This is a genomic window from Novipirellula galeiformis (assembly GCF_007860095.1).
Taxonomy (GTDB): domain Bacteria; phylum Planctomycetota; class Planctomycetia; order Pirellulales; family Pirellulaceae; genus Novipirellula; species Novipirellula galeiformis.
Genome location: NZ_SJPT01000008.1, coordinates 312,823 through 326,963, shown reverse-complemented (window position 1 = coordinate 326,963; position 14,141 = coordinate 312,823). Strand labels below are relative to the sequence as shown.

The following is a 14,141-nucleotide window of genomic DNA, read 5'->3' as shown; positions in this document are numbered from 1 at the left end:
GTTTCGTCATCATTCCAAGCGACTGGTGAAATGCGAAGAGTTGGTTAGAAGATGGAGGGTTAGAAAATTAAAAAAACAGATAGACCATTCATGAATCGAGTCTACGCTGGCATCCCATTTTTTAACCCCGTTATTTTCTAACCTCCATCCGACCGACTCCAGCCGTACCCGACGGTTGCTGACGTTGATCCAGTGAAACATCTTCAGGCCAGCCGTACGGCGCATTCGCTCCAAATGAATCCGAAAATCAAACTTTCGGCACAAAGCGTATTGCCGGATTGCATGGGGGAATCGGGGAGATGGTTAAAAAATGGAGGGTTAGAAAATTAAAAAAACAGACAGACCATTCATGAATCGAGTCTACGCTGGCATCTCATTTTTTAACCGTGCTATTTTCTAACCTCTATCCAACCGACTCCAGTCGTAGTAGACGGTTGCTGACGTTGATCCGGTGAAACATTTTAAGGCCAGCAGGACGGCGTATTCGTGCCAAATGAATCCGAAAATCAAACATTCAGCGTAAAGCGTATTGCCGGATCATGCGGGGCGAATCCGGAGATGGTTAGAAAATGGAGGGTTAGAAAATTAAAAAACAGACAGACCATTCATGAATCGAGTCTACGCTGGCATCTCATTTTTTAACCGTGCTATTTTCTAACCTCTATCCAACCGACTCCAGCCGTACCAGACGGTCGCTGACGTTGATCCAGTGAAACATCTTCAGGCCAGCCGTACGGCGCATTCGCTCCAAATGAATCCGGAAATCAAAGTTCGTTGCCTCCAGCGACGTGACTACGAACGCCTCATCTTGCTCAACCAGATCAAAATTCTGGTAAATGCTTCGGTCTCGCCAAATTTGCCGTGGCTCGGTTCGCCCAACATTTGAAATCAAACATTCAGTGTAAAGCGCATTAGACAGCTTGGTGCCGAGATCCCGGAACATTGCAATCGATGTCTCAGGCAAGACCTTTGGACCACGATACTCCCCTAACTCAACATCAAATGCTCGGCGCTGTACTAATCTGTCCGAACAGTTGACGAACTTGGACTCGACGCGGTGCGGACGGAAATTGATAATTTTGGCCCGAGTAGCATCGAGCAAACGAAGATAATTCAGAACCTGACCAATGTGATTTTTCTCAATGGCCGCGACGGCCTTGAGTTCATAAAGTCCGATCGAATCAACGATCAGGTCAAGCCGATAAGTCTTACGAAAATTTCCGAATGAGATTCTTAGCGGGACTTCGCATGCGGAACTGTCAAACCTTTCCAAAACCTTAACATGCATTTCCGATTGATAAGCATGTTCCTTCCAATGGCAACCCAATTGATCGTGGACATCAAATGCGATGGGCATCACTCTGTAATCGAGAGTGCCAAACTGCTCGCTGGTCAATCGTGGTATCGGGATCGGGCATTCAACCGGCATCGCATTGCCTAATCGCACGAGGTTGATCGGGAGATGGTTAAAAAATAAAGGGTTAGAAAATAAAAAACAGACAGACCGTTCATGAATCGAGTCTACGCAGGCATCCCATTTTTTAACCCCGTTATTTTCTAACCTCCATCCGACCGACTCCAGTCGTACCCGACGGTCGCTGACGTTGATCCAGTGAAACATCTTCAGGCCAGCCGTACGGCGCTTTCGCTCCAAATGAATCCGAAAATCAAACATTCAGCGTAAAACGTATTGCCGGATCACGCGGGGCGAATCCGGAGATGGTTAGAAAATGGAGGGTTAGAAAATAGAAAGAGAACCCATTAACGTGGCGACGGCCTCTTGTCGGCCTCGACCACTTCGCGTGGCAACAACAACGTCTCGACGCTCGTCGCCAAGTAAGGTGGAACGGTCATCAACATCCGGCTGCCGCGAGAATCCGAGAACTTCCAAAACCTGCCGTCCTGTCCCTCCGGCACCGGCACGCTGAAGTACCCGGCCGCATCCATCGTACCGAAGTCAAAGATAACATTGCTGTCTGCGTCGAGCATCTTCCCTCGAGTTGCGTTGCTGTAACCGCCGACCACCGCGGTGCCGCGTGGGACGTAGAAATAAAGATCCCATCGTCCGCCCAGCCGCATTGGATCTTCCAGCGTCGAGCGAATCGTCAACGGCAATTCCGCTGGCAAAACAACCCTTGTCATATCACTACCATCGCTCCACTCGATTCGATGCAGCCCATCAAAAGGGCTGGTCAGCACGATCTGCCGCGGCTCGCCGTCTGGAGGCACGCTGTCGTTTTGGTCGACGGCATCGAGTGTCGCTTCTTTGGATGAATAAAGCGAAAACTTGACGTTGCCGCGATCGCGGTAGTGCTTGATCATCCCGCCGGTGACGTCCAATTCGATCTGACGATGATTTTCGGGAAGCCACGTATAGACTTGCTGTCGACCGCGACCACGTTGGTCGTAACGCCCCGGCGGCACATGCGGCAGATTCAATTGTGTAGCGGGCACGAGATCACCGCTGAATTTTTTTGCCGTAAAGTCGAGCTCCGTCGGTTGGTTCGCCGCGATACCCGCAGCCAACAATTCGGCAATCTCCGCTTCATCAAACGGCTGGCTGCTCTTCCAGGGGTTCGTCGGCTCGGCCACGCTCCACTTTGCCTCGTCGGGGACTTGCACGCTGCGATCACGAAATCGATCCCGGTGACAAAGGGCGACGGTCGAGAGCATCATCCGGTCGCGCATTCGATAGGCATGTCGCCACACCCGCTCGAACCCCTGTTGTCTCGCCTTGCCTTCGGCGCTTCGGTACTTGCCATAAAGATCGAGATAACGAGTGTAGAGCACCAGATCGTCAAGCCGGGCGTGCACCTGCGGATCCTTCGCCAACATCCGGGCTTGATCCAGAGCGCGATACATCCGCGCGACCACGTCCTCGTGCGAACGAACCGAGTCGTGATCGCGGTTGATCAATGCATAGAAAGTACGCATCGGCTCTTTCGCCTTGGCAAACGCATGGTCGAGAAAGTCCTCGACAATCGCATCCACTCGCTCAGCATTGTCCACATCCCAGAGCAATTGCGGGGTGATCCAGTACCCCAAGCCATTGGCACCCCAGCTATCCATATTCTCAGAATTCATGAACCGTGCACCGTGTTCATGAAACCAAGGAATCGTGCGTGTGAGATAGTCAAGGTTGCCACCGCGTGCGCTGCGAGGTAGATCATGACTCCATGCAAAGACGTCGTGATAATCGCGAATCCCGAGGACGGCACCTTGAGTTTGCCATCCCGTGACGAGCTCTTCGATCGAGTGTCCACCTCGGATGAACGCGGTCGCGACGCTGATCACGACGTTGGGGTGCACCTTGATGCTGGGCGGCGGACTATGTTCGTTGTAGCCATACATGCCCACATACTTTTCTCCCAGCCCGAGGTCGTTGATCGCGGCGGCGGCATCGTTCGCAAGCGTTAATGCTCGGTCGCTGACACTGCCCATTTCGCGACACGCTTCACACTCGCACCAACCGCCACCGTCGGACGGGTCGAGCGAAACACTGTCACTCTCGGGACGATCGTTGATCTGCTTGATGGCATCCGCGACAACGACTTGCCGCAGCCCGGCATTGCTAACACAGAATTTGGCATTCCCACCGCGGGGGCGTTCTCCGGCGACCAAAGCAAAGTACTCAGGATGCTCCGCAAACGTTTTCGCGTTGCGGCGGACAATGCCGCCATAGGCATGTCCCGTGCTTAACGCAAAGGACGAATTCATGCGATTGCGTCGCTGCCACCGATTCCACAAGTCCCGGTCCGACCACGGCGCACCGCGAGGTGCATCCCGCGTGACATAATCAGGCTGCTCGACGACATTGATTGCCGCGGTCAAATGCGGACGTTTTGGCACAACCTCCCAAGTATCGGTGAGAAAAAAGAGCCGATACCCTTGCCGATGCAGAAAGTCCCACACGGCGGATTGGACCGCCGCCGGGGTTGTGCCGAGCACATAGAGCCCCTCGTTCGTCGTTCGCAGTACGATTTGATCACGCACCGCGGTGCCCGATGGAAAGTCGATCGCAAAAGGAAGGTCCGTGAAACTCGAGACCAATCCGACCACGACCCCTCGTTTCCCGGCGGCGATTCCCGCCCCCGCGACAGCCTCTTCAACGGGAAACGCCGTCCCGCTAATACGGCCGAGATAATCGGCGAGCTCCGTGGCAACCTCACGCACCTCCGTAGCGGCTTCGCGATGGACCAAAACCGGCATCCGCGATTGCCCCTCCGATGCCAAGATGACTTCCGGCGGCGTCTGAGCCGGCAACGAACTCAGCGGGACGATCCACCATGCAACGAAGGCAATCAACACTCCCGCGCGACGGTAACGACGTTTCACATTCGGCATAAACATTCACTTACGGTTTAGGTTTGATGAATAACACTTCGCCACGCTCGATCCAGACCTTTCGCAGATCGACTCGGAACCATCCGTCACTGTTCTTTTTATGAAAACGTGTGGGCGAGCGTTTCCCGAATTCCTTCAAGTCGTACTGAGCCCAAGACTTGCCCATGTCCGTTGAAACGATGAACCCGGTGTTATAAGGCGAAGCCGGCGCGTAATGTGCTGACAAAATCACATCGTCTTCGATGATCATGTTCGCCGACTCATATTTCGGATTGAACATCATCGTGTGCTTTTCCACATTGGCAATGTCGGCGGGATCACAGTGAAAAAGGCCACGGTCATGAGGCATCGTACCGTTGTTGCCATTCGCATCAGCGGCCCAATAAAGCCGTCCATCAACGAAGTTGATGCCGCCCGACTTGAAACGCGAATTGGAATTGACCGAGACAAGAACCTTCCAATCCCAAGAATCATTTGCCGCGTCATAGGTGCCACGCAACCAATGACACTCGTGCACGTCGCCACGATCGTGGTCACCGGTGCAGGCGTAAAATGCATTCTCAACCGGGTTATAGGCAACCGAGTGAATGTGCCGAGCCACCACCGGATTGTCGGCGTTGCCCAACCGATCTTGTTCCTTGGATCCCGGTTGTTGGAACGTTGGATTTTTTCCAAACGCGTAAGCAATTTTGACCGTTTCACCTTGGTCGGTCGAGTAATAAATGTTGACGGGAACCGCGCCGCCAAGCACGTTGCAGTAATTGCCCCACACCAACATTTCCGTCCCGTCGACGTCCCACGTGTGCTCGCCATCGAGCGGATGGAAATACCATCCTGGAGCGTTCGGATCCAATGGCGTGTGCGGAATGTAATCGCTGCCATCAAGATCCTTGACGATGATCTGCTTGTGTGTCTTCAGATTATCGGTGCTCAGATAAAGCTTCGTTCGCGTGGCAAAGACGATGTTTCCGCTACTAAGAATGCAACTGAACGTGATGTTATCCGCATTGCGAAACACCGCCTCATGCGGCCACGTTTTTCCATTGTCCTCGGACAGATAAATCTTGCCGAGCCCGAAGCCAAACGCCTTGTTCCCACGCTGGGAATCGATGTACGGCCCTTCCGGGGCAAGCCGATACCAAAAGTGATCCGTGGAACGAATGTCGGACGCTGCCGCGTGCAACTCGCTGCTAGGCAGAACCAAACCGCCAGCGGTCACGGCGGTGGCGGTGGCGAGAAATTGCCGCCGCGTCGAAGAAGAAAGCGAGTTTGCGATTGTTTTAGACTTCATTGCTTGGATACTCATCTTTAAAGGTCGTTAAGCCCGCACAGACGTGCCATTCGGTAAACGTATGATTCACGGTTCAGATAACCCAACGCGTCAGCGAGGGACTATCGTTTCTGATTCGGTCCCTCGCTCACGCTTCGGGTTGTGATTTGCTGGAAAACGGCAATAACGCAACTTCAAAACTTACGCGTCGGGTTGTGATTATCGATCACATTTCATTACGTGTTGAATTGTTTAATTTGACGACAACCAACGCACACAGGCTGGCATGGAGACCGAAATCGGATCTCCGCTAGCGGTCAACCCACCGGTCTTTGAATCGATTCGAAACACCCTCACGTTGTTCCCGACCATGTTCGCACAAATTAACCAGCGACCGTCGGGAGTGATCAACAAATTCTGTGGGCCGCCACCCAAGCTGGGTTCAATACCGACCAGACTCAACCGGCCATCCGAACCGATGCGATAGATCGCGATACTGTCGTGCCCACGATTGGTGCCGTACAAGAACTGGCCATCCGGCGTGATTTTCAAGTCTGCGCAATTGCTCGTACCGGAGAAACCCTCGGGCAACGTGGAAATCGTTTGCTGAGGCGTTAACGTGCCCGATTCCGTGCCATAGGTGAAGTAGGTCACCGTGTTCGTCAACTCGTTAATGACATACACCCGTTGACCGCTCGGATCGAAGGTCAAGTGGCGAGGTCCCGAGCCAGGTGGCAATTTCGCGAACGGTTGCACGTCGCTTGCGACCAGTTTGCCGTTGTCCGCATCGAGTCGATAAATCAACACCTTGTCGATCCCCAAATCGGCCGCCAATGCAAAGCGGTTATCGGGACTGATCACGATACTGTGTGCGTTCGGTCCCTTTTGACGCTTAGGATCGACACTAGATCCTTCGTGTTGGATAAACGAGGCAGCTTCCTCGAGCGATCCATCCTCGCGTACCGGCAATGCAGCAACGTTGCCGGACGTATAGTTCGCGACCACCACCGATTTCCCGCTGGCGTCCACGTCGAGATAGCACGACGCCGTTCCACGCGTCGATTGTCGGTTCAACCGCGTTAGCTTTCCTGTCTCGCCTGCGATGGCGTACGCCGCGATGAATTCATCCTCCTCGCCACCGAAATGCTCGGCATCAATCGCATACAAGAATCGCCCATTGGGCGAGAGCGCCATGAAGAACGGATGCCCAATGCCGGTGGTTTGATTTAACGGCTTTAATGTGCCCGTTTGAGTATCAAACCGAAAGGCATGAATAGCGCCTTCGTCGCCCGGCTTGAACGCGGAGACAAAAATTATCGGTTCGCTAGCAGTGCACGTCATAGAGATAAATAGCAGACTGAAGAGGGAAAGGACCAAACGACGCATCTCGTTTCCTAAGTTACTTGGACGATGATAAAGGTGGGAATGACAGACTCTCGGTTTTACATACAACACTCTGGAAGTGAACGGGGCCACGAGTCCAAGAATCATGGCAAATCATCATTCGCCAGGGGACACGCGTGGCCGCGTTCACTCCATTTCCGAGCGCGGATTGTTTACGGCAATCGGGGACGCAGCTCCTTTCCCGACTCGTCGACAGGGTAAAGTGCATCGTGCTTTTCGAGTGCCGCGATCAATCCGTCCATCATCCGCACTAACTGTAGCGGATTGGTCACGGCAAGGTTGGTCGATTCAAATGGATCGTTGGCAAGGTTAAACAATTCGTAATGCCCGCCGGCAAATTGAATGTGCCCGCCCGTGGTCGGTTCCTCAGGCAAGGTGTGGTAGATCACCTTCCAATCGCCATCGCGCCAAGTCGTGAAATAGTTGCTCCGATGCGGGCCATGCGGGTAGTGCATCAAGAACGTTTGCGGGCGACCGGGATCACGCTTTCCGCTCAGCAGCGTTTGCAAACGGAGACCATCGACGACATGATCCTTGGGCACCCTCGCTTGAGTAACCTCAACGATCGTGGGAAACAGGTCCTGTACCGCCGCTATCTGACTTTGAATCGCACCAGCAGGAATCGGCACCTGATGTTGAAATGCGTTGTTCGGATCAGGCTTGGCCCAGGCGGCGATGAAGGGAACTCGCATGCCGCCTTCGTAATGCGCCCCTTTTTTCCCACGCAGCGGTGCCGCACATGCGACTTTGTGCTGATGGCCCAGGGGCGCGTCGGTTCCGTTGTCGCCGAGGAAAAAGACCAGCGTGTTCTCTGCGATGCCGAGTTCATCGAAATGATCCAGCATATCGCCGAGCGACTTGTCCATGCCTTCGATCAAAGTGGCAAACGCCTGTGCGTTCGCTGGTTTTCCCGAGTCCTTGTAATGTGCCGCGAAACGCGGATCCGACTCGAAGGGTGCATGAACGGCATAATGAGAAAAGTAAAGATAAAACGGCTCCCCACGCTCGACCGTTTCAGTCACCTGTTTCTTGGCCTCGAGGGTCAACGCTTCGCTGAGAAACGTTTTAGTGCCATGGTATTTTTCCAAGTGCGGAACGGCATGATGGGCACGCTTGGTTCCGAGCCCATAGTTCTGTTCGCCAAAGTAACTTCCCGGAGCACCAAACGCGGCTCCAGCGATATTGACGTCAAAGCCCACATTCAATGGCTCAGCGCCCTCATGTTGCTCAGGACCAAAGTGGCCCTTGCCCACATGGATCGTCTGGTAACCACTGGCGTGGAGGACGCCGGGCAGCGTCAGATCCGCCTTTGTCAACCCTGCCCAGTTCCAATCGGGTGCGCCGTGCGGGCCGGCATTATTGCGCTGCGGATTGATCCAATTGGTCGCGCGATGCCGAGCCGCGTTTTGCCCCGTCATGATCGAATTTCGCGTGGGCGAACAAACACTCATGGCACAAAACTGGTTGAACCGAATCCCTTGCTTGGCCAACCGCTCCATCGCGGGAGTGCGGTAGAAATCATTCAATGGATAGCGTCTGAGTTTCCCATCGGCGTCCGTCAAAAACGGAACCGACGTGTCCATGATCCCCATGTCATCGACCAGAAACACCATCACGTTCGGACGCGAATCGCCAGCCGACGGGACTTCCGACTGGGCTACAGAAACCCCAGACGAAAAGAAAACCGTAACGCACAAGAGCAATAGAGTGAGTAAGTGCTTCATCATATTCCATCGATGCCCTTCAAACGATCATCTTCGGCGCGTCACGATACGGCCGCCCCCCAAAATTTCGCAAACCGCCGCGATTCATCCGATGCACCCGTTTCATGCATCGCGGGCAACCTCGAAGGATAGCAGGTAACACGTGGAATGGCGGATAAGGTCGATGTGCCCCATCTTAATTGCTTCGGTCCGCGACGTGGGCACCGAGCGATTGAAAAACGAGGTTCCGCTATCGTTTTATTCCCACGCGGAGATCCAGAATGGCTCTCCGCGACACCGATTTCAGCGGTTTCCTGCGTGGGGACGCCGGGGTGCTTTTCATAACCCGCTGCGTCCGCGAGGAAATATCACGGTAACGAATTCAAAACCTGCGTCCTGCGTCAACCGAGCAGTAAAACTCAATTCATGCCCGCCAAACGCCTGCGGGTGATCGTTGCCGCCCCTACTTTTTGTTAACCTGCGATCTCTCTAGCGACGAGACAACACGAAAGGGCTGCTCGAGGAGTCGGCCTGCGACAAGCAGAGCCCGCCCCTAAGCCACGGGGCAAACCACAGCCTCTCTCGCGGGCTTCCCAAAGGAACATTAAATTGATGAACGATTCCGCTCCTTCGAATTCCGACTTGGCATCTCCGCCGCACGATGGCGGCAACGCAGAAAACGACAAGTTCGGCGGTGGTGAATTGACCCTGCGTGTGATCGTGCTGGGGCTGATCCTGTCGGTCGTGATGGGGGCAGCGAACGTTTATGTCGGACTGAAGGCGGGCATGACCGTTTCAGCTTCGATCCCTGCGGCGGTGATGGCAATGCTGCTCTTTCGCCTGCTCTTTCGTCGATCCACGGTACTCGAGGCCAACCAAGTCCAAACCTGTGCTTCGGCGGGTGAATCGTTAGCCGCGGGCATCATCTTTACGATGCCCGCGATGATTCTGATCGGTTATTGGCAATCCTTTGATTTCTGGACCGTCTCGATGGTGGCCCTGACCGGCGGACTGCTCGGCATCTTGTTTATGATTCCGATGCGACGCGTCTTTGTGGTCAACAACGAGGACCTCCCCTTTCCCGAAGGTGTCGCCTGCGCCGCAGTACTCAAAGCGGGTGAAAGCGACGAGCACCAAAACAACGCAGCCCAAAGCTTGATCATCGGTGGCATTCTTGGTGCCGTGTTCAAGGTCGCCGCTGGTTTCATGGGCATCGTCCAAGACACGCTGCAAGTTGCTAAAACCTCGGGTGAGCGAATCTTTTACTTTGGTGGCGACTTGTCACCCATGCTCGTTGCGGTCGGCTTCATCGTGCGTTTGCACGTCGCGATTTTGATCTTCATCGGCGGAACACTGGGGTGGCTGATCGGCATCCCATTGCTCGGAGGCGCAAGCCAGTATGAAGATCCCATCGCCGGGGCTTGGGCGATCTGGAGCAGCGAAATCCGCTACATCGGTGTCGGTGCCATGGTCGTCGGTGGAATGGGATCCTTGTTTGCCGTACGTGCGGGGCTGTTAGCCGCGGTTCGAGAATTGTCACAAGGAATCCGTAACAACGCCGTACAACACCAGAACTCCGAGCGAGACATCCCTTCCTGGTTGATCCTGACGCTAGGCGTGGTGTGCACCGTGATGCTGGCGATTTTGAATTATCGTTTCACCGCGGATGTGGGTGTCACCGCACTCTCGACGGCAATCATGTTGGCGATGGGCTTCTTCTTCAGCGCCGTGGCCAGCTACATCGTCGGGTTGGTCGGCAATTCCAACAGCCCGGTTTCGGGCATGACGATCACCGCCGTATTGGCCGCGGGTGGTTTGCTATGGTTGTTCAGCTATTCGGGCACCCAAGGGATGGTGGCTACGCTGGGGATCGCCGCGGTCGTGTGCTGTGTCGCCTGTACTAGCGGCGATGTTTGCAACGACTTGAAAACGGGTTCGATCGTCGGCGCGTCGCCGTTTCGGCAACAAATCATGCAGATTGCCGGTGTTGGCGTCGCATCCTTTGTGATGGCGCCCGTGCTGACGCTATTGCATAACAACACGCCGGGCGGGATTGGCGGCGAAAAGTTATCGGCACCGCAAGCGAGTTTGTTTGCCAGCTTAGCGAGAGGCTTTGCCGGCGAAGGCGAGTTACCGTGGGATTTAATCGGCATCGGAGCTGTGATTGGCGTGGTGGTCTTGATCATCGACGAAGTCCTCAAGCGGCGAACCCGCCACCGCGCCCACCTGATGCCGATCGCAGTCGGCATGTACTTGCCGTTCGGATTGGCCACCCCGATTCTAATCGGCGGCATCATTGCCTATTTCTGCACGCGTGACACCGCGCGCGACGAGCATGACGGCGTCTTGCATCGAGGCATCCTGTTCTCCTCGGGCGTGATCGCTGGCGAAGCGCTGACCGCAGTCGGACTCGCCGGTCTGGCCGCATTCGGGATCGCCGCAATGGACCTCGAACTCTCCGGAACCATCCTCACCACAACAACGTTGGTGGTGGCGGTGGGGATCGTTACCGCGTTTGTGATAATGACCCGCCCCTCCAAATCTTGAGCCAGCGGTGGCGGGCGTGTGAACGGCGCATCGAGAAACCACGCTGCTACGGCAACGCCGACTTGCCCAACGCCCACTTGCCCGGCACCTCCCGCCATCACACGCACCTAAACACGCACCTAAACACGCCGCTGCGACGCATCATCCGAATACAAGGTTACCGTCGCAGCGGAAAACGCGTTGCCGTATTGCGTTACCGTCACGATTGCTCGACACCGTTCTGGCATGCCCTCGGGACGCGGTTCGCCGCAACCGACTATCAAAACCGCTCCGGCGACCCATGCCACTGAAACCCTCGCAACTTTAATCTCCGCAACTCTTTCGCTCCAATTTAACGATCAAGCTCACGATGAGATTTGCTCGCCGATTTCAATCGCACGCTCTAAAGCGAGTTCGATGCTATCTCCCTGTGGCGTTCAACAAGCCTGGCGGCATCAGCGCAGCGCAGCAGCCATCAGGGACAAACAAGAGGCATCTGTCTTTTGTGCAATTGCACGATCGTGCGTGAACCGATGATTTGAACCATGACTTTGATCGCTGCCCGACAATTTGGTTGACTTGACGAACCGAATGCCTCGCACTAACGTAACGAAACTGTCCTTGGTCGGACCACTTTTTTCTTCCTGAACTCTCGCCACGAATGCCGCCGTGCTTTCGCTAATCCGACCGTATGTTGCCGCTGTTTTGTGCAGCGTTGTCGCTCTGGGACATGCCCCTGCATGGCTGCATGTTTCGACGTGCCATGGTGACGTATCGTGCCATGGTGATTTAACTTGCGTCGGTGGAGCGGCAGAGGAAGACAAACTCCAGTGCGTGAGTTTACCCCCCAGCAGCGAACCAGGATCCACCCGCGTTAGCTGCTCGCACGGTTGCCATCATCACGATGACGAACCGGTTGCGGAGACGGATTCTTCGGCCCCGCAGCCACTTGAGCATCACGACCACGACCGCTGCCCGATTTGTCAATCACTGAGCACTCCCTGTGGCTTCACATGGGAGCTCGAAGCTGCTGTTCTCAGCGACGTTTACATCGAGCCAGCGGAAAACCACTGCAGCTTCATCCCCGCTTCGGCGTTTCTCGTTGTCGCCGCCCCTCGCGGCCCTCCCATCTTCGCGTGAGCCATTTGGCTTGCGAACTTCTTTTGCCCTTGCATTAGGTCCAGCTAACACACGCCACGGTGTGCGCTGCGCATCTCCCTAGCGGTCTTTGTGCCGCCAATCCGAGATTGCGTTGCCACCTAGCGTGAAACCTTGTTGGCCACTTGTTCAATCAACCGTCGCGCGTCGGCTCGATGCAGCGTCAAGCTGCTTTGTTTGCCCCGGCGAGACGCATGCTGAAATTGCGCGCCGACTGCACGCAACCTTTAACCAAACCAATCCTTTGCAAAAAAATATAGTCGAGATGAAACATCCACCTCCAAATCGCGGCCAGCACCGCGAGGCCTTTACCCTCATCGAACTGCTTGTCGTCATTGCGATCATCGGCGTTCTGGTGGGCTTGTTGCTGCCCGCCGTCCAAGCCGCTCGCGAAGCCGCCCGAAGAATGTCTTGCAGCAACAACATCAAGCAGATCGCGCTGGCAGTTCACAACTACGAAAGCACCTTCAAAGTCATTCCCGGAATGACCGGTTCGAGCAGTTTTTCAGCGCAGGCCCGCGTGCTGCCGTACGTCGAACAGGCCGGACTGAGCGAGCTGATTAATTTTGCAGAACCTCTGCTCGTGGGTCCTGCCTGGATGGCTCGTTTTAATCCCGAGCAACGCGACGCCATCACAACCGTCGTGCCAACCTTTCTCTGTCCTAGCGACGCCGGAGACCCGAACTTTGCCACGGTGTTCGCCGACGGAAGCACCGGAACGTGTGGTGGCTTGAGCTATATGTTCAGCTACGGTAGCGGCACTCACACGCACTATGACGATCGTTACCGGACCGACGGAATGGTTTGGACTGATTCGTGGGCGGGATTTCGTGACTGTCTCGATGGAACATCCAACACGGTGCTGATGGCCGAGACGGTGCTGGGAGACCAAACCAGCGGTTTGAGTGAACCAACGCCGCAGGGTCCGCATCGTCGTATCGCGAACTGGGGTGGCACCACCGCAAACACTGCACCGAATCCCGGGTTTCTTGACGGTGGAACGCTAATCGAAAATCCGGACTTGGAAACCATCTTTCCCGCTCGCATTTCGTCCTACAGTGGCAATCGAGGCCAATCGTGGATTCGGGGTGTGCCGTATGCAACGGTGATCAATGGCTACATGACCCCCAACCACCGCATTCCCGACATTGGAATCCACGGGCGTGGCTTCTTTGCGTCGCGCTCTTACCACTCCGGTGGAAGCATGCACGCGATGGTGGACGGCAGCGTTCATTTCATCACCGATTCAGTCGATCGCGACTTGTACCATGCCCTGTTCTCACGCGATGGACGCGAAGTGGCGGAGGTGCCGCAGTGAAAACGCTCGTCTCGATTTTATTGGTTTCATCAACAGTAACGTTCACCGGTTGCGGTGGATGGGACTCCAATCCAACGGTGACCGATGGCCTTGGCGTTGCCGTGAGCTACCGTTCCGATCCACTCACCGACGTGCATGTTCGCTTGCATGGCTCGGCAACAGGTCCGATTTTGGCAGAAGCGGTTTCATCGACCGATGGAATCGCTCGCTTTGCTGAAACGCCGCTCCCGCAACCCGATGAATACTTCGTCTCGCTCTCCTCGCTCGGCGATGGCGGCTGGATTCTCGATGCCAAGTACCTGAAACCAACCGACAGCGGACTGAAATTAAAGTCGCTTGCAACGGACGATCCACAACAAATCAAACTTCCCCGCGGCGCCGTTCGCCCGCTCACCCCAACTCACCACCACTAAATGAG

At 55.2% G+C, this 14,141-nt stretch carries 8 protein-coding genes; 3 read left to right on the top strand and 5 right to left on the bottom strand.

Going from position 1 to position 14,141, the window contains the following annotated elements; genetic code table 11:
• Positions 1-661: 661 nt before the first annotated feature.
• The 5 genes from Pla52o_RS20910 to Pla52o_RS20890 all read right to left on the bottom strand — a co-directional run bounded on the left by Pla52o_RS20910 (position 662) and on the right by Pla52o_RS20890 (position 8,745).
• Positions 662-1,675, bottom strand: a complete 1,014-nt coding sequence (locus tag Pla52o_RS20910) for a GxxExxY protein (RefSeq protein WP_146596566.1) — start codon at positions 1,673-1,675, stop codon at positions 662-664.
• 86 nt (positions 1,676-1,761) lie between these two features.
• The gene (locus Pla52o_RS20905; RefSeq protein ID WP_197169402.1) at positions 1,762-4,344 is read right to left on the bottom strand and encodes a DUF4838 domain-containing protein; all 2,583 of its coding nucleotides are present in this window, start codon (positions 4,342-4,344) and stop codon (positions 1,762-1,764) included.
• A gap of 10 nt (positions 4,345-4,354) precedes the next feature.
• Complete coding sequence (locus Pla52o_RS20900) at positions 4,355-5,635, bottom strand: hypothetical protein (protein WP_146596564.1); 1,281 nt, start codon at positions 5,633-5,635, stop codon at positions 4,355-4,357.
• Positions 5,636-5,866: 231 nt separating this feature from the next.
• The gene (locus Pla52o_RS20895) at positions 5,867-6,955 is read right to left on the bottom strand and encodes a lactonase family protein (RefSeq protein ID WP_231612523.1); all 1,089 of its coding nucleotides are present in this window, start codon (positions 6,953-6,955) and stop codon (positions 5,867-5,869) included.
• Between the two features lie 215 nt (positions 6,956-7,170).
• Positions 7,171-8,745 (bottom strand): sulfatase-like hydrolase/transferase, encoded by a 1,575-nt coding sequence (locus Pla52o_RS20890; protein WP_231612522.1) that lies wholly within the window; start codon positions 8,743-8,745, stop codon positions 7,171-7,173.
• A gap of 588 nt (positions 8,746-9,333) precedes the next feature.
• Here Pla52o_RS20890 and Pla52o_RS20885 point away from each other — a divergent pair.
• From Pla52o_RS20885 to Pla52o_RS20875, 3 genes are all read left to right on the top strand, one after another.
• Positions 9,334-11,268: an OPT family oligopeptide transporter gene (locus Pla52o_RS20885; RefSeq protein WP_146596562.1), complete on the top strand. Its 1,935-nt coding sequence runs from the start codon at positions 9,334-9,336 to the stop codon at positions 11,266-11,268.
• A 1,402-nt stretch (positions 11,269-12,670) separates the two neighbouring features.
• Positions 12,671-13,723 (top strand): DUF1559 family PulG-like putative transporter, encoded by a 1,053-nt coding sequence (locus tag Pla52o_RS20880; protein WP_146596561.1) that lies wholly within the window; start codon positions 12,671-12,673, stop codon positions 13,721-13,723.
• Positions 13,720-14,136 carry a hypothetical protein gene (locus Pla52o_RS20875; RefSeq protein ID WP_146596560.1) on the top strand — a complete coding sequence of 139 codons (417 nt, stop codon included), beginning with the start codon at positions 13,720-13,722 and terminating at the stop codon, positions 14,134-14,136. Before Pla52o_RS20880 ends, Pla52o_RS20875 begins: the two co-directional genes overlap by 4 nt.
• Positions 14,137-14,141 lie beyond the last annotated feature (5 nt).